The following is a 22130-nucleotide window of genomic DNA, read 5'->3' on the forward strand; positions in this document are numbered from 1 at the left end:
TGCGCTACGTCTCCGCCAGCCCAATGGTGCTATACGCTACACGCCGGGGAGATGGGGGGACGGCATGCCGGCTCAATTGACGACGAAGGCTCAGGTCAACGGATACCGCTTTTTACTGCGCAGACTCGAGCATGCGCTGATCCGTCGGGACGTGCGGATGTTGCACGACCCGATGCGGTCGCAGCTGCGGTCGCTCATGGTCGGATTGGTACTCGCGATACTGGTGCTCGCCGGCTTCGGGGTATACGGGTTGATCAAACCGCAAGGCTCCGTTGGTAAGTCGCAGATCATCATCAGCAAGAAGGCCGGCGCGATGTATGTGGTCCTGGACGGCCGCCTGCACCCTGTCCTCAATCTCGCGTCGGCACGTTTGATCACCGGCAGCGACGAGTCCCCGAAGTCGGTCGGCGAGAAGAAGTTGACGGGATACGCCCGCGGCCCGCTTCTCGGAATCCCTGGAGCGCCCGCGGCGCTGCCCGGCCCCGCCGACACGAAACGTTCGGACTGGGTTGTCTGCGACACGACGTCGGCCGGTCAGGTCACCACCACCGTGCAAGGCGTGGCCCCCGTACTCGGCGATCAGATCCGTTTGGCCGACGGAGCCGACGGACCCGGGGACGAGGCCGTTCTCGTCTCCTCCGCGGGGCAGGTCCACCTGATCGGTGCCGGGCGCCGATCCCGCGTCGACACCGAGAGCGTGCCGGTACGCCGAGCTCTCGATCTCGACCACGCCGAGGTGCGCGCGGTCAGCTCGGGGATCCTCAATGCCTTCCCGGAGACCGATCCCATTGCGGTGCCCGACATTTCGAATCGGGGTGCCCCTTCGGCTCTCGGCCGGGACACCCCCGTCGGATCGGTGTTCAAGGTGACAGCACTGTCGGGAGAGGCGACGTTTTATGTGGCGTTGACGCAAGGAGTGCAGCGGATCGGTGAGGTCGCCGCTGAGATCATCCGGCAGGCCGATCGATCGGGTGCCGACACTGTGCCGACACTCAATCCCGGCGCTCTGACAGGGGTGGAGACGGTCAGCATTCTCCCCACAGACGACTTTCCGACGGCACCGCCACGATTCGCGGACGCCACGGCCGACCCCGTCGTATGTGCGGCCTGGTCACGGTCGGTGGACGACCACGAGGCGTCGCTACGGACGCTGCTCGGTTCCGTCCTGCCGCTGAGGCCACGCGACAAGCCGGTTCCGCTCAGCGGCGCCGACGGTTCCGGCCCGGGTCTCGACGCGGCGTTCGTCACCCCCGGACGCGGACACTACATCAAGGCGACGGGATCGGAACCCGACAGCACGCGAGCCGAATCCCTTTTCTACGTCAACGATTCGGGGGTTCGTTTCGGCGTCCCCGACGCTGCGACCGCCGATGTCATCGGACTCGGACGAGATCCGCTCCCGGCCCCATGGTCGGTCATCTCACTGCTCGCCGTCGGGCCGACACTGAACCAATACGACGCACTGGTGTCCCACGATGGCATCGCACCGAATCTGGCCGGCGCGCAGTTCGAACCACCCGGCAACTAGACGGATCGATTCGGGGCGTCCTCGATGTGTCCAGCGACCTCAGCGTCGCGGCGGTGTCAACGCCCGCACGAGTTCTTCCCAGCGGTCAGCGATCTGACCGAGGGACATGTGGTCGTTGTGGAGCATGTGATGGATGGCCGGCGCCTCCAGTGGTGCCAGCACCGCAATGCACATGAGTTCGAGATTGCCGCGAAAGCCCATCTGTGTGAGCAGCATTCGCGTGTGGGTGACCACAACGGTCCGGGTGGGATGGCTGAACCGCTGCGGTCCGGTGTCCTCGGCTTCGAGCAATACATCGAGGTGTGCCGCTGCCGTCGTCAGGCGGGCGCGGCCGAATGCGATCAATCGGTCCAATGGGTCGACCTTCTGGCCCGGGTCCCCGGGGCCGAGTGGTGCCGGGCCGGTGAGGAAGGCTTGTTGCAACTGCTTCTCGGAGTGGTTGAGCAGCGCGAGCATCAGGCCCGACCGGTTCCCGAATCGGCGAAAGACGGTGCCTTTGCCTACGCCCGCCTCGCGTGCGACCGCGTCCATGGTGACCGCCGACGCGCCGCACGATTCGATGAGGCGGGTCGCGGCCTCCATCAGCAGCTGACGGTTGCGAGCGGCATCGGCCCGTTCCGGCTCCTGGTCTTCGACGAGGGGGATTGCGGCAGGATGGCGTTCGGTCAGCGAGAGGGGAAGAGGCGGTCGAGGTGTGGTGGGGGCATCGATCAACGGCAGCTCGGCGCGCGTCGCGCTGGACTGCTCGGAGTTCGCCCCGGGTGCCGGGTGCCGTGCGGGCTTTGACACACCTTGACTGTAACGCCTGCTGCGGTGACGGAATTATTCGGACCATGGTCCGGTTGAGTCGATCGTAGGTCGAATCAATCGTGGAGGAAGAGCAGTGACAAACGAGAACAAAACGGAATCGACGAAGATCGTGGTGCTGGTCGGAAGCCTGCGACGCGAGTCGGTGAATCGCGAGCTGGCGCGCGTGGCCGCGGACAACTCGCCGGCCGACGTCGCGGTGGACGTGTACTCGGGTCTGGAACTGTTGCCGTTCTACAACGAGGACCTCGACATCGAACCGGTTGATGCCGAGGTTGCCAGAGTGCGCCGGACCGTGGGAGAGGCGGACGCCGTACTGATCGTCACCCCTGAGTACAACGGCACCATTCCGGCGGTGCTCAAGAACGCCATCGACTGGCTGTCACGTCCGTACGGCGCCGGCGCCCTCACCGGTAAGCCGGTCGGAGTGCTGGGCGCAGCGCTCGCGCAGTTCGGCGGGAAGTGGTCACACGACGACACCAGCCGGTCGGTGGGTATCGCCGGAGGCCGGGTGGTCGAGGACGTCGAACTGCACCTCACCATCGGCAAGCTGGACGGCAAGCCGGTGGCCGAAGTGCCCGAGGTGGTCGATCAGCTGCGGCACGCTGTCACGGTGCTGGTCGATGCCGTCGACGCCACCGTCGCCGCCTGAGGGCGGGGTTCGCACAGCCGACAACACCTCTGACGGACCGCCGTGGCGAGATCGATCGACTCGCGGCGGCGGTCCGTTCGTATTCGGCGCGACATGTGACGAACGACACGCCGAGACACGCCAGATGCAAATTTTTTCGGAGCTCCCGACCTGGGACTTTCATGAATGTGATTCGCAACGTGTTGTGTCGCTCCCGAATGTCAGACACTAGGTGTAGTGTTTGGAACACTGAACGGCACGACGGGGTTGACTCTTATGAACAGCACTGACAGGCCGGCCAGATCGAGATACGAAAGACACGATTTGCTGCTCGAGACACATTTTCGGCAGCGATAGCCGGTCCGCACACAGGGAGTTCTGGGATATGACTACTTCGGCCACCGCAACGATCACCGTCTACACCAAGCCTGCTTGCGTGCAGTGCAACGCCACCTACAAGGCGCTCGACAAGAACGGTCTCGACTACGAGGTCGTCGACATCACCGAGGATTCCGAGGCCCGCGACTACGTGATGGCCCTCGGTTACCTGCAGGCGCCCGTGGTGGTCGCCGGCGACAGCCACTGGTCAGGATTCCGTCCGGATCGCATCAAGGCGCTCGTCGCAGCCGCAGCCTGATCCACGTCGTCTCATCATTTTCTAGCTCTACCGTCAGCACCATCGCGGAGGTCGGGACATTGGGGAAGATTCCCGTACATTCCGCGGAGGCAGAATCCGATGGCCCCCCGCTGATCGTGTACTTCTCGAGCGTCTCGGAGAACACACACCGATTCGTCGAGAAGCTCGGTCTCCGGGCGGTCCGGATCCCCCTGTTCGACCCCGAGGGCACGTTCGTCGTCGATGAGCACTACGTCTTGATCTGCCCCACCTATGGGGGTGGGAAGGCGTCAGGAGAGCCCGGCGGATTCGTTCCCAAGCAGGTCATCAAGTTTCTGAACAACAAACACAACCGTTCGCTGATCACCGCGGTCATCGCGGCAGGGAATACCAATTTCGGTGAAGAGTTCTGCCTCGCAGGCAACATCATCTCGAACAAATGCCAGGTGCCGTACCTGTACCGGTTCGAGCTGATGGGCGACGCCGACGACGTAGAGCGAGTCCGCACCGGCCTCCATCAATTCACACTCGATCAACTCGCACAGGAGCCAGCACAGTGTCGCCAACCGCAACCGCAGTAGAGACCTCGGCAAGCAAGTCAGGCGCACATGCCGACCCGTCGGGGCACAACCCGGGTGAGATGGACTACCACTCGCTCAACGCGATGCTGAACCTGTACGACGCAGACGGCAAGATCCAGTTCGAGAAGGACCGCGAAGCGGCCAACCAGTACTTCCTGCAGCACGTCAACCAGAACACCGTCTTCTTCCACAACCTGGATGAGAAGCTCAAGTACCTCGTCGAGGAAAACTATTACGAGCCAGAGGTTTTGGCGAAGTACGACCGCGAGTTCGTCAAGGGGCTCTTCGATCACGCCTACAGCAAGAAGTTCCGGTTCCCGACTTTCCTGGGCGCGTTCAAGTACTACACCTCGTACACGCTGAAGACGTTCGACGGTAAGCGTTACCTCGAGCGGTTCGAGGATCGAGTGTCGATGGTGGCGTTGACCCTCGCCGACGGTGACACCGCGCTGGCCCGTCACCTTGTGGACGAGATCATCGAAGGTCGTTTCCAGCCGGCAACCCCCACCTTCCTCAACTCTGGCAAGAAGCAGCGCGGCGAACCGGTGTCGTGCTTCCTGCTCCGCATCGAAGACAACATGGAATCGATCGGGCGCTCGATCAACTCCGCACTGCAGCTGTCCAAGCGCGGCGGGGGAGTGGCCTTGCTGCTGAGCAACATTCGTGAGCACGGTGCCCCGATCAAGAAGATCGAGAACCAGAGCTCGGGTGTCATCCCCATCATGAAGCTGCTCGAGGACTCGTTCAGTTACGCCAACCAGCTCGGTGCCCGGCAGGGTGCGGGTGCGGTGTACCTGCATGCGCACCATCCCGACATCTACCGCTTCCTCGACACCAAGCGCGAGAACGCGGACGAGAAGATCCGCATCAAGACGCTGTCGCTGGGTGTGGTGATCCCTGACATCACCTTCGAGCTGGCCAAGCGCAACGATGACATGTACCTGTTCAGCCCGTACGACGTCGAACGGATCTACGGTGTGCCGTTCGCGGACATCAACGTCAGCGAGAAGTACCACGAAATGGTGGAGGACAAGCGGATTCGCAAGTCCAAGATCAAAGCACGTGAGTTCTTCCAGACGCTGGCCGAGCTACAGTTCGAATCGGGCTACCCGTACATCATGTTCGAGGACACGGTGAACCGCGCCAACCCGATCGACGGCAAGATCACCCACTCCAACCTGTGCTCGGAGATCCTGCAGGTCTCCACGGCCTCGGAGTTCAACGACGACCTGTCCTACGCCAACATCGGCAAGGACATCTCGTGCAACCTGGGCTCGCTGAACATCGCCAAGACGATGGATTCGCCCGACATCGCGCACACCATCGAGACGGCTATCCGCGGGCTCACGGCCGTGTCGGACCAGACCGCGATCACGTCGGTGCCCTCGATCCAGAAGGGCAACAACGAATCACACGCCATCGGCCTCGGGCAGATGAACCTGCACGGCTACCTGGCGCGGGAGCGGGTCTACTACGGATCGCCCGAAGGTATCGACTTCACGAACATCTACTTCTACACCGTGCTCTTCTACGCGCTGCGCGCATCGAACCGCATTGCCAAGGAGCGCGGTAAGGCGTTCGGTGGATTCGAGCGGTCGAAGTACGCGACCGGCGAGTTCTTCGACAAGTACACCGACCGCACCTGGGCGCCGGAGACCGACAAGGTCCGAGAGATGTTCGGGCAGGCCGGGATTGCGATCCCCACGCAGGACGACTGGCGTGAGCTGAAGGCGTCCGTGCAGGAGCACGGGATCTACAACCAGAACCTGCAGGCCGTTCCGCCGACGGGTTCGATCAGCTACATCAACCATTCGACCAGCTCGATCCACCCGGTCGCCGCCAAGGTGGAGATCCGCAAAGAGGGCAAGATCGGCCGCGTGTACTACCCGGCGCCTTACATGGACAACGACAACCTGGACTACTACCAGGACGCGTACGAGATCGGCTACGAGAAGATCATCGACACGTACGCCGCAGCCACCCAGCACGTGGACCAGGGGCTGAGTCTCACGTTGTTCTTCAAGGACACCGCGACCACTCGCGACGTGAACAAGGCGCAGATCTACGCATGGCGCAAGGGAATCAAGACGCTGTACTACATCCGGCTGCGTCAGATGGCTCTCGAGGGCACCGAGGTGGAGGGTTGCGTCTCCTGCATGCTGTAGTAGCTGTCTCGATGTGTTTGGCAGACAACAACTTTCATGATGAAGAACTCGTAAGCGAGGAACGATGACGTCCACTCAGAGCCATTCGCCGGCCGACGGAGCACCGATCAAACTGGTCAGCCGGGTCTCGGCGATCAACTGGAACCGGGTTCCCGACGAGAAAGATGCCGAGGTGTGGGACCGCCTCACCGGCAACTTCTGGCTACCGGAAAAGGTGCCGGTATCCAACGACATCCCGTCGTGGGGCACCCTCACCGAGGTCGAGAAGCAGCTCACCATGCGGGTCTTCACCGGTCTGACGCTCCTCGACACCATCCAGGGCACCGTCGGCGCCGTCAGCCTGATCCCGGACGCCACCACCCCTCACGAAGAGGCGGTGCTCACCAACATCGCGTTCATGGAGTCGGTGCACGCCAAGAGCTACAGCTCGATCTTCTCCACCCTGTGCTCCACCAAGGACATCGACGAGGCGTTCCGCTGGTCCGAAGAGAACCAGTACGTGCAGACCAAGGCGCGCATCGTCATGGACTACTACCGCGGCGACGACCCCCTCAAGCGCAAGGTGGCCTCCACGCTGCTCGAGTCGTTCCTGTTCTACAGCGGCTTCTATCTGCCGATGTACTGGTCGTCGCGAGCCAAGCTGACCAACACCGCTGACCTGATCCGGCTGATCATCCGCGACGAGGCGGTGCACGGCTACTACATCGGCTACAAGTACCAGCGGGCGCTGGAAACCCAGACGCCTGAGCGCCGTCAGGAGATGAAGGACTACACCTTCGAGCTGCTCTTCGAGCTGTACGACAACGAAACCGATTACACCGAAGAGCTTTACGACGATGTCGGCTTGAGCGAAGACGTCAAGAAGTTCCTGCGGTACAACGCCAACAAGGCGCTCATGAATCTGGGCTATGAGGCGATGTTCCCCCGGGACGAGACAGACGTGAACCCGGCGATCCTGTCGGCCCTGTCACCGAACGCCGACGAGAACCACGACTTCTTCTCCGGCTCGGGCAGCTCGTACGTGATCGGCAAGGCCGTCAACACCGAAGACGAAGACTGGGAGTTCTGACCCACTGGCCATTCGCTCCACCTACGACAAAACGCTCCGGTCGCAACCGGAGCGTTTTGTCGTAGGTGGAGCGAATACTCAGCCGACCTCGTTGAGCTTGCCGGTGGCGACATCGAATACAAACCCGCGCAACGACGTCGTCTTGGTGATGAACGGGGACTTCTCGATCCGCGCCAGTGACTGCCGCACATCTTCGTCCAGGTCGCTGAACGCCTCGGCGGACCATGCCGGCTTCACGCCGACCTCATCTTGGATGGCTCGTTTGAAGTCGTCGTCGGTGAAGGTCAGCATGCCGCAGTCGGTGTGGTGAATCAGGATGATCTCGGTGGTACCGAGCAGTCGTTGGCTGATGGCGAGTGACCGGATCTCGTCGTCGGTGATCACGCCGCCGGCGTTGCGGATGACGTGTGCCTCACCGTCTTCAAGTCCGAGGATGCCGTAGATGTTGAGTCGGGCATCCATGCAAGCGACGACGGCGACGTGCTTGCTGGGTGGAAGGGGCAGGGGACCGGAGAAGTCGGCCGCGTACACGCGGTTGTTGTCCAGGAATTCGTCGGTGACGGTCATGCACTCATGCTCATGGGTGCATGAACGCGCGGACAGAGTTGCAGCCACGGTGATTCCAACGCAGTCCGCCGCCATGATCAGGCCGAATGCCATCGGTGAACCCGGTGAACGGGGGGGCTTACACCAGTGAGTTGCCGACGTTGAAGAGCACCAAGTTCGCCGCCGACAGTCCTCCGGAGCCGAACCAGACCTCGTCCTCCACGATGCGAACGCGTCCCCAGCTCGGTGCACCCATGTCGCGCCACCGATCGCTCTCGAGGACCGAGGTGCCGTGCTCCAGCCCGGCAGGCCCGTCGAATCCGACGTAGATGACATCGCCGTCGGCAATCTCGAAGTTCTTGTCGTCTATCGGCGTCGGCTCCGGCTCACGCTGACCGGGCGGACGTTGCACACCCATGTCGGTCAGGACGCTCGCGGCGAACCCGCCGGTGCCCTCCACCGACTCGGAGTCCTTGCCGAACCGCACGAGAGAGGCCTGGTTGTATCGCGCGCCGAGTCGGTCGCCGGTGGTCTTGGCGGCGTCTTTGTAGGCCTGCAGTCGTTGCTCGCCCGCGTCACCGCGGCCCACCGCCTCGGCGACCGCCGAGAACCGCTCCTGCCAGTCCTGCGCCGGATCGATCTGGACGGTCCGGACCGAGCCCACAGCACCGTCGAGTGGGGATTCGCCGACTGTCAGGAGGAGGTCAGGTTTGCTCGCGGCCGCCCGTGCGACGTCTGGCCGGCTCTTTTCGCCGACGGTGGGAAGATCCTGCACCGCTGTGCCCATGAACGAGGGGAGTTTGCCGCCGACGGTGGTGGATGCGACCACCTTGCCCTGTACGCCGAGCGCGCACAGAGCGTCGAGGAGGCTCGGATCCGCGACCAGGATGCGAGTGGGGTCGAGGGCGCCGGAGTCGAGCGGTGCAGGTGTCTGACATGTCTGGTTCTTGTCGCGATCGGGGTCCGCGAGATCGACCGAGGCGATGCGTGTCGTCGTCTTCACGATCGACCCTTCGCCCTCGGGGACGGACGAGTCGAGGCATCCACTCACACCTGCGCTGACCAGGGCGGCAAGCGCAAGAGTCGCCAGGGCGCGACGGCGACGGATCACTTCGCTCACAGTTCTCTTCCACTCTTCGGTTGCGGCCCGATGACGGCTGGATCCCGAACAAACTAGCACTGGTCCGCCGGGTGGAGACCGATGTCGAAAGCCGCGTTTGCCGACCCCCGGATCGACTACGACAGTTCGTAGGACCCGATCGGCTGCGGGCCGTATGAGGGTCTAGGATCAACATCAGCGCACATTCATGGCCGTCGCCCCAACGTCCTCCGCGGAACACCCTTCCGCACCTGACGCAGGCGAGAGGCCACGCAGGCAGGAGGATCAGTGACCGCGGTAGACCAGCCCACCACTCAGGTGGCTCCGGTTCGGCCTTATCCCGAGCGCACGGGTGCCAAGGGTTCGTTCATCTACAAGATGTTGACGACGACCGATCACAAGATGCTGGGCATCATGTATTTGGTTGCGTGTTTTGCGTTTTTCCTCATCGGTGGCTTGATGGCGTTGCTGATGCGTACGGAGTTGACGGCTCCTGGTCTGCAGTTCTTGTCGACTGAGCAGTACAACCAGTTGTTCACCATGCATGGCACGGTGATGTTGCTGATGTATGCGACGCCGATTGTGATCGGGTTTGCCAACGTGGTGTTGCCGTTGCAGATCGGTGCGCCCGATGTGGCGTTCCCGCGGTTGAATGCGTTCAGTTTTTGGTTGTTCGTGTTCGGTTCGACGGTGGCGATTGCCGGGTTCATCACTCCGGGTGGTGCGGCTGACTTCGGTTGGACTGCGTATACGCCGTTGACTGATGCGGTGCATTCGCCGGGTCCGGGTGCGGATATGTGGATTTTGGGTCTGGGTGTGTCGGGTCTGGGCACGATTTTGGGTGCGGTGAACATGATCACGACGGTGGTGTGTTTGCGTGCGCCGGGTATGACGATGTTCCGGATGCCGATTTTCACTTGGAACATTTTGGTGACGAGTGTGCTGATCCTGCTGGCGTTCCCGTTGTTGACGGCGGCGTTGATGGGGTTGGAGGTTGATCGGCAGTTCGGGGCGCATCTGTATGACCCGTCCAATGGTGGTGCGATTTTGTGGCAGCACTTGTTCTGGTTCTTCGGTCATCCCGAGGTGTACATCATTGCGTTGCCGTTCTTCGGGATCGTGTCGGAGATCTTCCCGGTCTTCTCTCGTAAACCGATCTTCGGCTACTCGACACTCGTCTATGCCACGTTGGCGATTGCAGCTCTGTCGGTGGCGGTGTGGGCACATCACATGTATGCCACCGGGGCTGTGCTGTTGCCGTTCTTCTCGTTCATGACGTTCATCATCGCGGTGCCGACGGGTGTGAAGTTCTTCAACTGGATCGGGACGATGTGGAAGGGTCACATCACGTTCGAGACGCCGATGCTGTTTTCGGTGGGCTTTTTGGTGACGTTCTTGTTCGGTGGTCTGACCGGTGTGTTGTTGGCGAGCCCGCCGTTGGATTTCCACTTGTCTGACAGTTACTTCGTGGTGGCGCACTTCCATTACGTGTTGTTCGGCACGATTGTGTTCGCGACGTATGCCGGTATCTATTTCTGGTTCCCGAAGATGACTGGCCGGATGCTTGATGAGCGTTTGGGCAAGATCCACTTCTGGTTGACGATGATCGGTTTCCACACCACGTTCTTGGTGCAGCACTGGTTGGGTAACGAGGGTATGCCGCGTCGGTATGCCGATTATCTGTCCACCGATGGGTTCACCTCGTTGAACATCGTGTCGACGGTGGGTGCGTTCATTCTGGGTGCGTCGACGTTGCCGTTCTTGTGGAATGTGTTCCGTAGCTACCGGTATGGCGAGGTGGTGACGGTGGATGATCCGTGGGGCTTTGGTAACTCGTTGGAGTGGGCGACCAGTTGCCCGCCGCCGCGGCACAACTTCACCGAGCTGCCGCGGATCCGTTCGGAGCGTCCGGCGTTCGAGTTGCATTACCCGCACATGGTCGACCGGATGCGTGAAGAAGCACACGTCGGCCACGCCAGCGAAAAAGCGGAACATGCCAAGCGTGATCCCTTGACAGTCGGCACGCACGAGTCGTCGACGGATCCTGATCCGAGCTGACCAGGCACAACTGAGTTCTCTCACGCCGCGGCGGCACTGGGTTACCAGTGCCGCCGCGGTGTTGTGTGCGGTCTTCCGAGCCGGCTGGTGACGACGCGCTACGACAGTTCGTAGGACCGGCTCGGCTGATGAGGGTGTGAGGGTTTACGATCAGCTGAGTTTCACGTCATGCTGCCCAACACACAGATGAGCAGATCGGCCACAGGAGGATCAGTGACCGCGGTAGACCAGCCCACCACTCAGGTGGCTCCGGTTCGGCCTTATCCCGAGCGCACGGGTGCCAAGGGTTCGTTCATCTACAAGATGTTGACGACGACCGATCACAAGATGCTGGGCATCATGTATTTGGTTGCGTGTTTTGCGTTTTTCCTCATCGGTGGCTTGATGGCGTTGCTGATGCGTACGGAGTTGACGGCTCCTGGTCTGCAGTTCTTGTCGACTGAGCAGTACAACCAGTTGTTCACCATGCATGGCACGGTGATGTTGCTGATGTATGCGACGCCGATTGTGATCGGGTTTGCCAACGTGGTGTTGCCGTTGCAGATCGGTGCGCCCGATGTGGCGTTCCCGCGGTTGAATGCGTTCAGTTTTTGGTTGTTCGTGTTCGGTTCGACGGTGGCGATTGCCGGGTTCATCACTCCGGGTGGTGCGGCTGACTTCGGTTGGACTGCGTATACGCCGTTGACTGATGCGGTGCATTCGCCGGGTCCGGGTGCGGATATGTGGATTTTGGGTCTGGGTGTGTCGGGTCTGGGCACGATTTTGGGTGCGGTGAACATGATCACGACGGTGGTGTGTTTGCGTGCGCCGGGTATGACGATGTTCCGGATGCCGATTTGCACGGGGAACATTTTGGAGACGAGTGTGCTGATCCTGCTGGCGTTCCCGTTGTTGACGGCGGCGTTGATGGGGTTGGAGGTTGATCGGCAGTTCGGGGCGCATCTGTATGACCCGTCCAATGGTGGTGCGATTTTGTGGCAGCACTTGTTCTGGTTCTTCGGTCATCCCGAGGTGTACATCATTGCGTTGCCGTTCTTCGGGATCGTGTCGGAGATCTTCCCGGTCTTCTCTCGTAAACCGATCTTCGGCTACTCGACACTCGTCTATGCCACGTTGGCGATTGCAGCTCTGTCGGTGGCGGTGTGGGCACATCACATGTATGCCACCGGGGCTGTGCTGTTGCCGTTCTTCTCGTTCATGACGTTCATCATCGCGGTGCCGACGGGTGTGAAGTTCTTCAACTGGATCGGGACGATGTGGAAGGGTCACATCACGTTCGAGACGCCGATGCTGTTTTCGGTGGGCTTTTTGGTGACGTTCTTGTTCGGTGGTCTGACCGGTGTGTTGTTGGCGAGCCCGCCGTTGGATTTCCACTTGTCTGACAGTTACTTCGTGGTGGCGCACTTCCATTACGTGTTGTTCGGCACGATTGTGTTCGCGACGTATGCCGGTATCTATTTCTGGTTCCCGAAGATGACTGGCCGGATGCTTGATGAGCGTTTGGGCAAGATCCACTTCTGGTTGACGATGATCGGTTTCCACACCACGTTCTTGGTGCAGCACTGGTTGGGTAACGAGGGTATGCCGCGTCGGTATGCCGATTATCTGTCCACCGATGGGTTCACCTCGTTGAACATCGTGTCGACGGTGGGTGCGTTCATTCTGGGTGCGTCGACGTTGCCGTTCTTGTGGAATGTGTTCCGTAGCTACCGGTATGGCGAGGTGGTGACGGTGGATGATCCGTGGGGCTTTGGTAACTCGTTGGAGTGGGCGACCAGTTGCCCGCCGCCGCGGCACAACTTCACCGAGCTGCCGCGGATCCGTTCGGAGCGTCCGGCGTTCGAGTTGCATTACCCGCACATGGTCGACCGGATGCGTGAAGAAGCACACGTCGGCCACGCCAGCGAAAAAGCGGAACAGACCAAGCGTGATCCTTTGACGGTCGGTGGCACCGAGTCATCCACCGAACCCAACTCGTTCTGACGGTGGGACACAACATCAGCCAAAGCTCGGAAGAAGCAAGACCTCTCGGCACCTCGGTGCTGATCACGGTCACCGGTCACGACAAGCCAGGCGTCACGTCGGTACTGTTCGGAGCCCTGTCCACCCGCAACGTCAGCGTGCTGGACGTCGAGCAGGTGGTGATCCGCGGTCGCCTCACCCTCGGTGTGCTGGTGAGCTGCATCGGCGACAGCGAAGAGTTGCAAGAGGTCATCGAGCAGGCGATGGATTCCCTCGGAATCGATGTCACGGTCGAGGTGGGAGCGGTCAACGGCGACCGCAGGCTGTCCACCCACGCTGTGGTGATCCTCGGTAGCCCGGTCAGCGCCAAGGGATTCAGCGCACTTGCCGGCGAGCTCGCCCGCCAGGGCGGCAACATCGACTCCATTCGCGGAATCGCGGACTATCCGGTCACCGGACTCGAACTACTCATCAGCGTCGACAAGGACAGCGTCGCCGCCGATGCCGCGTTGCGTCAGGGACTCGCCGCCGTGGCCAGCAAGTACGGCATCGATGTGGCCGTCGAGCGAGGCGGTCTGGCCCGGCGGGCCAAGCGCCTCATCGTGTTCGACGTCGACTCCACCCTGATCCAGGGTGAGGTCATCGAAATGCTCGCGGCCCGGGCAGGCCGCGAACAAGAGGTCGCCGCAGTCACAGAGGCTGCCATGCGAGGTGAGCTCGACTTCGCGGAGTCTCTCCACCAGCGTGTGGCCGCACTTGCCGGTCTCGACGTATCGGTGCTCGACGAAGTGGCGATGGAACTGCAGCTCACGCCCGGTGCCCGGACGACCATCCGCACCCTCCACCGCATGGGTTACCACTGCGGCGTGGTGTCGGGTGGCTTCCGGCAGGTCATCGAGCCGCTGGCCCACGAACTCGAGCTCGACTTCGTGAAGGCGAACACGCTGGAGATCTCCGAGGGCAAGCTCACCGGCCGGGTGAAAGGCGAAATCGTCGACCGGGCCGGGAAGGCGAAGGCCTTGCGTGCGTTTGCCGACAGCGTCGGTGTGCCGATGGAGCAGACCATCGCGGTCGGTGACGGGGCCAACGACATCGACATGCTGACAGTCGCCGGCCTCGGAATTGCCTTCAATGCCAAACCGGCATTGCAGGAAGTTGCCGACGCCGCGCTGTCGCACCCGTTCCTGGACGCCGTCCTCTTCATCCTCGGTGTCACACGCGACGAGATCGAGGCCGCGGACGCCGTCGATGGTGTGTTGCGCCGGGTGCCGTTGAACTGATGGTCGCGCCCGACGCCGACAACACTTTTGTGCAGCGGTACCGGCGCCTGACCGAGTACGTCGGTGGCGGTTCGGATCCGCTCGATCCGGGCCAGGTGCTGGCGATGCCGATGGTGCTGCACATCCCCAAGACCGATCCTCCGCCCAGGACCGAGCTACTCAACGCTGCGGCTTCCGCGGTCGCGGCATTGTGCCTCGATCCGCGCTCGGGCGGCGACGGCCCGTGGTCGGAACCGATGGACGCGTGGTGCGACGCGCGGATCCGTAAGATCGCGCGCCGCGCACGTGGATCGCATTGGAGTGCGGCACAAGAAGTCCCGGGGGTCACCGCGCGATGCGGTTCGGCCGAGGCCCGGGCCATCGTCCCCGGACCGGTCGGCGACATCGATCGGCGGATCGGACGCCTCCAGATCGGGGGCACCGACGTGCCCGGCGACGATGCCGACGTAGGCGCCGGGCCGGTGCTGTGGGTCAATCCGACTCTCGAGATGACGGTCGGGAAGCTCGCCGCACAGGTCGGGCACGCTGCGATGCTGGTCGTCCGGTTGATGTCGTCGGAGGACGCCGAGCGATGGTGGTCCGATGGATGCCCAGTACGGGTGCGCACCGCGTCGCGGACCGACTGGACCCGGCTGATCGACGCCGACCTCACCGGTCATGCGGTTGCGGTGCGTGATGCCGGCTTCACCGAGATCGCGCCGGGCTCGGTGACCGTGATCGCCGAGATCGGGCAGGACGGCCTGGGCTCTCGGTGATTCCGGTCGAGCTCCGCTGCGCTCCGTCTCCGCCGATTAGTCTGGCGCCATGACCGAGCTCCCCGACTGGGCCGCCCAACTGCAACTGGAACCGCATCCTGAAGGCGGGTTCTACCGGCAGACCTGGGTGAGCGATCTGACCATCCCGAAAGATGTTCTGCCACCGGGGTATCCGGCTGAGCGAGCGGCCGGGACGGCAATTTTGTTCCTGCTGTTGCCGGGGCAGCAATCCGCGTGGCACACCGTGCGCAGTGCTGAGATTTGGCTGTATCACCGCGGGGCTCCGGTGGCCCTCGGTCTCGGTGGTGATGGACCTGAGCCTGCCGGTGAACGAACCGTGCTGGTCGGCGCCGACATCACCGCCGGTCATCGCCCGCAATACATCGTCGCGCCTGGCGAATGGCAGCGCGCCCAGCCGCATGGAGACGAACCGTCGCTGGTCAGTTGTATTGTCGTGCCCGGCTTCGACTTTGCCGACTTCACCATGCACTGACCTCGGGGACCACAGACCCGGTCGGCAAAGTGCCGAACGTGTTCGGCCCGCCTGCGCCGCCTTCGTGTCCCGGTGCGGCACGATAGGGGGGTGCGTGAAACGGATCCGGACCTGCTGATCGACTTCGAGGATGTCGCCCTGCGACGCTCCGGCAACACCTTGGTGGGGCCGATCACCTGGAAGGTGGAACTGGACGAACGGTGGGTGATCCTCGGTCCCAACGGGGCCGGGAAGACCTCGCTGATGCGCATGGCCGCCGCACAGACCCATCCGAGCAGTGGAAGCGCGTTCCTGCTGGGTGAGCAGGTCGGTCGCACCGAGATGAGAGAGCTCACCACTCGTATCGGCGTCACGTCAGCGTTGCTCGGCGAACGCATCCCCGATGACGAAAGGGTGAGTGACCTCGTCATCTCCGCCGGCTACTCGGTGCTCGGCCGATGGAAAGAGGAGTACGACCAGGTCGACCGCGAACAGGCCCTGGAAACCCTCGAATCGATGGGTGCCGAACACCTCGCCGACCGCACCTTCGGCACGTTGTCCGAGGGCGAGCGCAAACGGGTTCTGGTCGCGCGTGCCCTGATGATCAATCCCGAGCTGCTCCTTCTCGATGAACCGGCCGCGGGGCTCGACCTGGGCGGGCGCGAAGAATTGGTTGCGCGACTCGAGGTCCTCGCGGCCGATCCCGACGCCCCTGCGATCGTTCTGGTGACACATCACGTGGAAGAGATCCCGAACGGGTTCACACACGCGATGCTCCTGAAGGAGGGTGCGGTGGTCTCCCAAGGCCTGATCGAGGATGTGGTCACGTCGGAGAACCTTTCGAGTGCCTTCAGCCAGTCGATCGTGCTGACCAACACCGGCGGTCGTTTCTTCGCTCGGCGGGCACGTCGCGCGGGTGGCCATCGGCGGCGTGCCGAATGAGCTCGACACAGACGCCGGATCCCGAATCGGTCCCGGTGCGCGATGCGGCAACCGTGGTGCTCGTCCGGGGCGGGGTCGATGAGCAGCCCATCGAGGTCTTCCTGATGCGGCGGGTCAAGCAGATGGCGTTTGCCGGCGGGATGACCGTGTTCCCGGGTGGCGGCGTCGACCGCCGCGACGCCGAGGCTGATCTCGCCTGGATCGGGCCCGACGAGCACTGGTGGGCGGAGCGCTTCAACACCGATGCGGCCACCGCACAGGCCCTGGTGTGCGCGGCCGTACGTGAGCTGTTCGAGGAATGCGGTGTGCTGCTCGCCGCACGCCCGGATGGCACGTTCCCCGACAGCTCTGCCCTCACCGCCGAGCGGGCAGCTCTTGTCGACAAATCGTTGTCGTTCGCCCAGTTCCTCCGTGAGCACGACCTGTCGTTGCGCGCGGACCTGTTGCGTCCGCTCGCGCACTGGATCACGCCGATCGGGGAGAGCCGTCGCTACGACACCCGGTTCTTCCTCGCTGCTCTGCCCGAAGGCCAACAGGCAGACGGTGAGACCACCGAGGCCGCGGAGACAGCGTGGGCGACGCCTCGGGCGGCGCTCGAGGCCTGGGACGACGGGAAACACTTCCTGTTGCCGCCCACCTGGACTCAACTCAAGGAGATCAGCTCCTACGGCAGTCTTGCCGACCTGCTCGCGGCCGAACGCGAGATCGAGACGATCCTCCCTGAGGTCGTGTCGACCGGCGAGCGGATGCGTGTCCGGTTCGACGGGGAATCCGACTACCGCCGCTACCGGACGGATCTGGCCTGAGGGGTCACTCGGGCTCGGGCGGCGGTGCGGCACCCTCACGCTCGTCGCGGTCGGCCCATTCGAGGAGTGTGTCCAGCCGGTAGGCGTGGTCGTCGATCGCCGAATGCAGGTCACCGAGTTCGGCGAACCGGGCCGGAACCGTCGCGATCGTGAATTCCTTCGGTTCCACATCGTCGATCTCGTCCCAGCGGATCGGGGTCGACACCGTTCCCTCTGGATTGCCCCGAACCGAGTAGGCGCTCGCGATCGTGTGGTCGCGGGTGTTCTGGTTGTAGTCGACGAACACCGCGGCGGGGTCGCGGTCCTTGCGCCACCACGTGGTGGTCACGTCGTCAGGGGCGCGGCGTTCCACCTCCCGGGCAAAGGCATGCGCCGCGCGGCGGACGTCGGCGAAACCCCACTCGGGCTCGATCCGAACGTAGATGTGCAGGCCCGAGCCGCCGGATGTCTTCGGATAGCCCGTCATGCCCAACTCATCGAGTACCTCATGGGCGACGTGTGCACTGCGGCGCACCCTGTCGAACGGGCAGTCGGGCATCGGGTCGAGGTCGATGCGCCATTCGTCGGGCTTCTCGGTGTCGAAACGACGCGAGTTCCATGGGTGGAACTCGACGGTCGACATCTGCACCGCCCAGATGACACTGCCCAATTCGGTGACGCAGACCTCGTCGGCCGTCCGGCCGAATCGGGGGAAGTAGATGTTCACCGTCTCCAGCCAGGGAGGTGCTCCGGACGGGATGCGCTTCTGATGCACCTTTTGTCCGGCAACGCCCTTGGGATACCGGTGCAACATGCATGGCCTGTCGAGCAGTGCGCGAACGATTCCGTCACCGACGGCGAGGTAGTAGTTGACCAGATCCAGCTTGGTCTCGCCCCGGGCGGGGAAGTACACCCGTTCAGGACTCGATACGCGCACGACGCGGTCGCCCACGGAGATCTCGATCGGCTCGCCGTGCGAGCTAGCTGCCATCCCCCGACAGTAGGGGATGAACCGGACACCCGGTAGCCTCCGATACATGCCTGAGTTCGTCACATTGCAGACGTCCGACGAGTTCCCCGGGGTCGGCACGATTCTTCTCAACCGCCCTCCGATGAATGCTCTGAGCCGGCAGGTGCAGAGTGAATTGGCCGACGCCGCCCGCGAAGCCACCCGCCGTGACGACATCAAATCGGTTGTTGTCTATGGCGGACCGAAAGTGCTTGCCGCAGGGGCCGACATCAAAGAGATGAACGATATGACCTACGCCGAGATGCGTAAGGTCGCCGGCCAGTTGCAAGACGGTCTGAGTTCCATCGCCGCCATCCCCAAGCCGACCGTTGCGGCCATCACGGGGTACGCCCTCGGCGGCGGGCTGGAAGTTGCGCTCGGTGCCGATCGCCGGATCGCCGGCGACAATGCGAAGCTCGGCGTCCCTGAGATCCTTCTCGGCGTCATCCCGGGTGGTGGGGGCACCCAGCGCCTGGCACGGCTGATCGGGCCCGCCAAGGCCAAGGACATGGTGTTCACGGGCCGGTTCGTCGGCGCCGCCGAAGCCCTGCAGATCGGGCTCGTCGACGAGGTCGTCGCTCCGGACGAGGTCTACAACGCGGCGCTTCGGTGGGCGTCGAAGTTCTCCGGCGCGGCCAGCGTGGCGCTTGCCGCAGCCAAGGCGGCCATCGACCAAGGTCTCGACGTCGACCTGCGCACCGGCCTCAAGATCGAGGAGCATCTGTTCGCCGCGTTGTTCTCCACCGACGACCGTGCGATCGGTATGGCGTCGTTTGTCGAGAACGGCCCGGGCAAAGCAGAGTTCACAGGTAAATGAGTATCGATCCGAAAGTAGTTGTGGAACCAATGACTTCGCCTACCAGTGATCCCGCTCCCAACCCGCATGCCACCGCGGACGAGGTCGAGGCCGCGCTCGCAGACACCAAGCTCGCGCAGGTTCTCTACCACGACTGGGAAGCCGAGACCTATGACGACAAGTGGTCGATCAGCTACGACGAGCGCTGCATCGACTACGCCAGGGGTCGCTTCGACGCCGTTGCGGCCGACGAGCCGTTGCCGTACGGGCACGCGCTCGAATTGGGTTGTGGCACGGGTTTTTTCCTGCTCAATCTCATGCAGGGTGGGATCGCGACAAAAGGTTCGGTGACCGACTTGTCGCCGGGCATGGTGAAGGTGGCGTTGCGCAACGCGGCGAACCTGGGCCTCGACGTCGATGGCCGGGTGGCCGACGCGGAGACGATTCCCTACGACGACAACACCTTCGACCTCGTGGTGGGTCACGCGGTGCTCCATCACATCCCCGACGTCGAGAAGTCGCTGCGCGAGGTGCTGCGAGTACTCAAACCCGGGGGACGGTTCATCTTTGCCGGCGAACCGTCGACCATCGGTGACTTCTACGCACGGTGGCTCTCGCGTGCCACGTGGGCAGCGACGACGAAGGTCACCAAACTGGGGCCGCTGCAAGGCTGGCGCCGACCGCAGGCCGAACTCGACGAGTCGTCGCGCGCTGCGGCGCTCGAAGCGGTCGTCGACATCCACACCTTTGATCCCAGCGACCTGGAGCGGATGTCCACATCTGCCGGAGCTGTGAACGTGAAGACCGCAACCGAAGAGTTTGCCGCCGCCATGCTCGGCTGGCCGGTTCGGACCTTCGAGGCAGCCGTTCCGCCGGAAAAGCTGGGCTGGGGCTGGGCGCGGTTCGCGTTCGGCGGCTGGAAGCGGCTCACCTGGGTGGACGAGAACATCTTGCGAAAAGTGGTGCCGCCCAAGTTCTTCTACAACGTGATCATCACGGGCACCAAGCCGGAGTAGTCCCGGGCCCTCCTGTGTCAGGAAAGGATGCAGGCGCTCACGGCGACACCCCGGTCCGTGTAGTCGATCAGCAGGTGGCCACGATCTGGGCCATGGCTTGTTTCTCGGCCTCCGTGACCCACAGGCTGTAACGCGCCTTGACGTCGATCTGGCGGGACACGTAGGTGCAACGGTAGGACTTGTCGGGTGGAAGCCAGGTGGCCGCATCACCTGCGCCCTTGCTCTGGTTGGTCGGCCCGTCGGTGGCCTGCAGATTGGCCGGGTCGTTCGCGAAGTCTGTCCGCTTGGTGCGGTCCCATTGCGCTGCTCCCTTCTGCCAGGCGTCGGACAGCGCCACCACGTGGTCGATTTGCACTGCAGGAGAGGTCTTCTCGCCTCGGACGAAGTCGATGCGACGGCCGGTGTAGGGGTCGTCCAGGACGCCGGTGAGAATGACACATTCGCGTGTACCGGGCTTGGTCGTGACAACAGTCAGGTCGCGACGCAGGATGTCGTTGCGGGTGTCACATCCGTTGTGGCCCTGTGCGACATTCACGTCGTCGGTCCAGGCCTGCCCGAATTGTTCGCGGCTGTAGCCGGTTTTGGGCGCACGGCCCTTGACCGTCAGCGAGTCGAGCTGAGCAATCGCGGCGCTCTGGGCCGTCGGCGCGTCAGGTTGGGCAGGGCGGGCCGCGGTCTGACTCCCGGGCGGGACGGGCGCGTCCTCGATCTGACAGGAGGCGACTGCCAGCACACTCAACAACGTGAGCGCCAGGTGGCGGCCCTGTTCGGGTCGGTTCACGTTCTCCTCGATTTCGGCACGGATACTGTTATACCCGTGGGCTACGACTTCTCGACCGACGATGTGGCGTTCCTCCGTTCCGAAACCGGACGCGAGGCACTGCGGTTGGCGGATTCGCTTGCTCTGCAGCCGGATTCATTGATGAGTGACATCGGACGCCTGACCGCGGCCTATCCCGGACGGCAGGCGGCGCTGGTGGAGACGGTCTCGTGCCGCCGTCGGGCAGTCGGGAAACTGCGCGACCCGCATCGCTGGCTGCTGACCTCTGACGCCCTGCAACAGGCCACCGCCTACCCGGTCGCCGATCACCGGGCAGCTGAACTCGCCGCCCGATATCCCGGTGCCACCGTCCATGACGTCACCTGCTCGGTAGGCGCCGATCTCGCGTCGCTGACGCACGCCGACGGGTTGGGCGGCGTGATCGGCAGCGACATCGACCAGATCAGGTTGGCGATGGCGGCGCACAACGTGCCCCAGGCCGCGCTGGCCCGCGCCGATGCACTCACGCCGACGAGTGCTGCCGACGTCCATGTGGCCGACCCCGCACGCCGCAGCGGGGGTCGCCGGAGCTTCCGGATCGAGGACACCGCGCCGCCCCTCCTGGAACTGCTGACCGTCTACGCCGGCCGTTCACTGGTGGTCAAGTGCGCGCCCGGGCTCGACTACCGACTCTTGCGCGATCGTTACGGATTCGCCGGCGAAGTACAGATCATCTCGCTGAACGGCGCGGTACGCGAAGCGTGCCTGTGGAATGACCCCCGCCCTGGCGTCAAGCGCCGGGCAACCGTGATCCGCACGGACGGCTCAGGTTTCGAGATCACCGACGCTGCCGACGACGATGCAGGCGTCGATGACGCAGGGGAGTGGATCTTGGACCCGGACGGCGCCGTCGTCCGGGCCGGTCTGGTCCGCCACTTCGCCAAAGCCCACCGGCTGTGGCAACTCGACCCCCAGATCGCCTATCTCAGCGGCGATCACTTGCCGAGGGGTGAACGCGGATGGCGGGTCATGGAACAGTTCAACTTCTCGGAGAAACACCTCAAGCGGCGCCTGGCCGAGTTGGGTTGTGGCACCCTCGAAATACTGGTTCGTGGTGTCGACATCGACCCCGACAGGTTGCGGAAGAGACTGAAACTCAAGGGTTCTGCGGCCCACGCTGTGGTGATCACCAGGATCGGGCGGCGCGGGGTGATGTTCATCTGCGAAGAGGGGGTGCGGCAACGCTGATGACC

21 protein-coding genes are annotated in these 22130 nt (G+C 63.3%); 16 read left to right on the forward strand and 5 right to left on the reverse strand.

The genetic code is table 11. The features are described 5' to 3' along the window. The first annotated feature begins 64 nt into the window (after window positions 1–64). Complete coding sequence (gene eccB / locus ACVWY6_RS04805) at window positions 65–1528, forward strand: type VII secretion protein EccB (RefSeq protein ID WP_457536431.1); 1464 nt, start codon at window positions 65–67, stop codon at window positions 1526–1528. A gap of 39 nt (window positions 1529–1567) precedes the next feature. On the opposite strand, the gene ACVWY6_RS04810 is transcribed toward eccB, so the two are convergent. Continuing rightward, on the reverse strand, window positions 1568–2317 hold the full coding sequence (locus ACVWY6_RS04810) for a TetR/AcrR family transcriptional regulator (RefSeq protein ID WP_457536433.1): 750 nt from the start codon (window positions 2315–2317) through the stop codon (window positions 1568–1570). A 94-nt stretch (window positions 2318–2411) separates the two neighbouring features. Here ACVWY6_RS04810 and ACVWY6_RS04815 point away from each other — a divergent pair, with 94 nt between their 5' ends. The 5 genes from ACVWY6_RS04815 (at window position 2412) to nrdF (ending at window position 7397) form a co-directional block, all read left to right on the forward strand. Next, a complete protein-coding gene (locus ACVWY6_RS04815; protein WP_457536434.1) occupies window positions 2412–2987 on the forward strand; it encodes an NADPH-dependent FMN reductase in 576 nt (191 codons plus the stop codon). Window positions 2988–3351: 364 nt separating this feature from the next. Beyond that, entirely contained in the window at window positions 3352–3603 is a 252-nt protein-coding gene (locus tag ACVWY6_RS04820; protein ID WP_030163979.1) for a redoxin NrdH, read from the forward strand. Window positions 3604–3662: 59 nt separating this feature from the next. After that, a complete protein-coding gene (gene nrdI, locus ACVWY6_RS04825) occupies window positions 3663–4163 on the forward strand; it encodes a class Ib ribonucleoside-diphosphate reductase assembly flavoprotein NrdI (RefSeq protein WP_457536436.1) in 501 nt (166 codons plus the stop codon). Next, the gene (gene nrdE, locus ACVWY6_RS04830) at window positions 4139–6328 is read left to right on the forward strand and encodes a class 1b ribonucleoside-diphosphate reductase subunit alpha (RefSeq protein WP_457536438.1); all 2190 of its coding nucleotides are present in this window, start codon (window positions 4139–4141) and stop codon (window positions 6326–6328) included. The genes nrdI and nrdE overlap by 25 nt, the downstream gene beginning before the upstream one ends. Window positions 6329–6392: 64 nt before the next feature. Beyond that, window positions 6393–7397 carry a class 1b ribonucleoside-diphosphate reductase subunit beta gene (nrdF, locus tag ACVWY6_RS04835; protein WP_030163972.1) on the forward strand — a complete coding sequence of 335 codons (1005 nt, stop codon included), beginning with the start codon at window positions 6393–6395 and terminating at the stop codon, window positions 7395–7397. A gap of 78 nt (window positions 7398–7475) precedes the next feature. Here nrdF and ACVWY6_RS04840 read toward each other — a convergent pair whose 3' ends face one another. Next, a complete protein-coding gene (locus ACVWY6_RS04840) occupies window positions 7476–7964 on the reverse strand; it encodes a beta-class carbonic anhydrase (protein WP_457536439.1) in 489 nt (162 codons plus the stop codon). A gap of 118 nt (window positions 7965–8082) precedes the next feature. Then, window positions 8083–9063 carry an ABC transporter substrate-binding protein gene (locus tag ACVWY6_RS04845; RefSeq protein ID WP_457536440.1) on the reverse strand — a complete coding sequence of 327 codons (981 nt, stop codon included), beginning with the start codon at window positions 9061–9063 and terminating at the stop codon, window positions 8083–8085. Window positions 9064–9330: 267 nt separating this feature from the next. Between ACVWY6_RS04845 and ctaD (ACVWY6_RS04850) the strand changes: the two genes are divergently transcribed. The 7 genes from ctaD (ACVWY6_RS04850) (at window position 9331) to ACVWY6_RS04880 (ending at window position 17317) form a co-directional block, all read left to right on the forward strand. Further along, entirely contained in the window at window positions 9331–11100 is a 1770-nt protein-coding gene (ctaD, locus tag ACVWY6_RS04850) for an aa3-type cytochrome oxidase subunit I (RefSeq protein WP_457536442.1), read from the forward strand. A 213-nt stretch (window positions 11101–11313) separates the two neighbouring features. Then, on the forward strand, window positions 11314–13083 hold the full coding sequence (ctaD, locus tag ACVWY6_RS04855) for an aa3-type cytochrome oxidase subunit I (protein WP_457536444.1): 1770 nt from the start codon (window positions 11314–11316) through the stop codon (window positions 13081–13083). Between the two features lie 14 nt (window positions 13084–13097). Next, window positions 13098–14342: a phosphoserine phosphatase SerB gene (gene serB, locus ACVWY6_RS04860; RefSeq protein WP_457536897.1), complete on the forward strand. Its 1245-nt coding sequence runs from the start codon at window positions 13098–13100 to the stop codon at window positions 14340–14342. Beyond that, the gene (locus ACVWY6_RS04865) at window positions 14342–15097 is read left to right on the forward strand and encodes an aminoacyl-tRNA hydrolase (RefSeq protein ID WP_457536446.1); all 756 of its coding nucleotides are present in this window, start codon (window positions 14342–14344) and stop codon (window positions 15095–15097) included. Before serB ends, ACVWY6_RS04865 begins: the two co-directional genes overlap by 1 nt. 49 nt (window positions 15098–15146) lie before the next feature. Next, complete coding sequence (locus ACVWY6_RS04870) at window positions 15147–15590, forward strand: cupin domain-containing protein (RefSeq protein WP_400727928.1); 444 nt, start codon at window positions 15147–15149, stop codon at window positions 15588–15590. A gap of 90 nt (window positions 15591–15680) precedes the next feature. Continuing rightward, on the forward strand, window positions 15681–16511 hold the full coding sequence (locus tag ACVWY6_RS04875) for an ABC transporter ATP-binding protein (RefSeq protein ID WP_062801142.1): 831 nt from the start codon (window positions 15681–15683) through the stop codon (window positions 16509–16511). After that, window positions 16508–17317 carry an NUDIX hydrolase gene (locus tag ACVWY6_RS04880; protein WP_457536448.1) on the forward strand — a complete coding sequence of 270 codons (810 nt, stop codon included), beginning with the start codon at window positions 16508–16510 and terminating at the stop codon, window positions 17315–17317. The genes ACVWY6_RS04875 and ACVWY6_RS04880 overlap by 4 nt, the downstream gene beginning before the upstream one ends. A gap of 4 nt (window positions 17318–17321) precedes the next feature. On the opposite strand, the gene ligD is transcribed toward ACVWY6_RS04880, so the two are convergent. Beyond that, a complete protein-coding gene (gene ligD, locus ACVWY6_RS04885) occupies window positions 17322–18287 on the reverse strand; it encodes a non-homologous end-joining DNA ligase (RefSeq protein ID WP_030172143.1) in 966 nt (321 codons plus the stop codon). Window positions 18288–18333: 46 nt separating this feature from the next. Between ligD and ACVWY6_RS04890 the strand changes: the two genes are divergently transcribed. Both ACVWY6_RS04890 and ACVWY6_RS04895 read left to right on the forward strand, forming a co-directional pair. Continuing rightward, window positions 18334–19122, forward strand: a complete 789-nt coding sequence (locus ACVWY6_RS04890; protein WP_099384156.1) for an enoyl-CoA hydratase/isomerase family protein — start codon at window positions 18334–18336, stop codon at window positions 19120–19122. A 29-nt stretch (window positions 19123–19151) separates the two neighbouring features. After that, window positions 19152–20117: a class I SAM-dependent methyltransferase gene (locus ACVWY6_RS04895; RefSeq protein ID WP_031333712.1), complete on the forward strand. Its 966-nt coding sequence runs from the start codon at window positions 19152–19154 to the stop codon at window positions 20115–20117. 67 nt (window positions 20118–20184) lie between these two features. Here the strand turns inward: ACVWY6_RS04895 and ACVWY6_RS04900 are convergent, their stop codons facing one another. After that, complete coding sequence (locus tag ACVWY6_RS04900) at window positions 20185–20898, reverse strand: HNH endonuclease family protein (RefSeq protein WP_457536451.1); 714 nt, start codon at window positions 20896–20898, stop codon at window positions 20185–20187. A 36-nt stretch (window positions 20899–20934) separates the two neighbouring features. Between ACVWY6_RS04900 and ACVWY6_RS04905 the strand changes: the two genes are divergently transcribed. Beyond that, window positions 20935–22125, forward strand: coding sequence for a THUMP-like domain-containing protein (locus ACVWY6_RS04905; RefSeq protein WP_457536452.1), 1191 nt, complete (start codon window positions 20935–20937; stop codon window positions 22123–22125). Window positions 22126–22130 lie beyond the last annotated feature (5 nt).

This window comes from Williamsia sp. R60, from assembly GCF_054063855.1.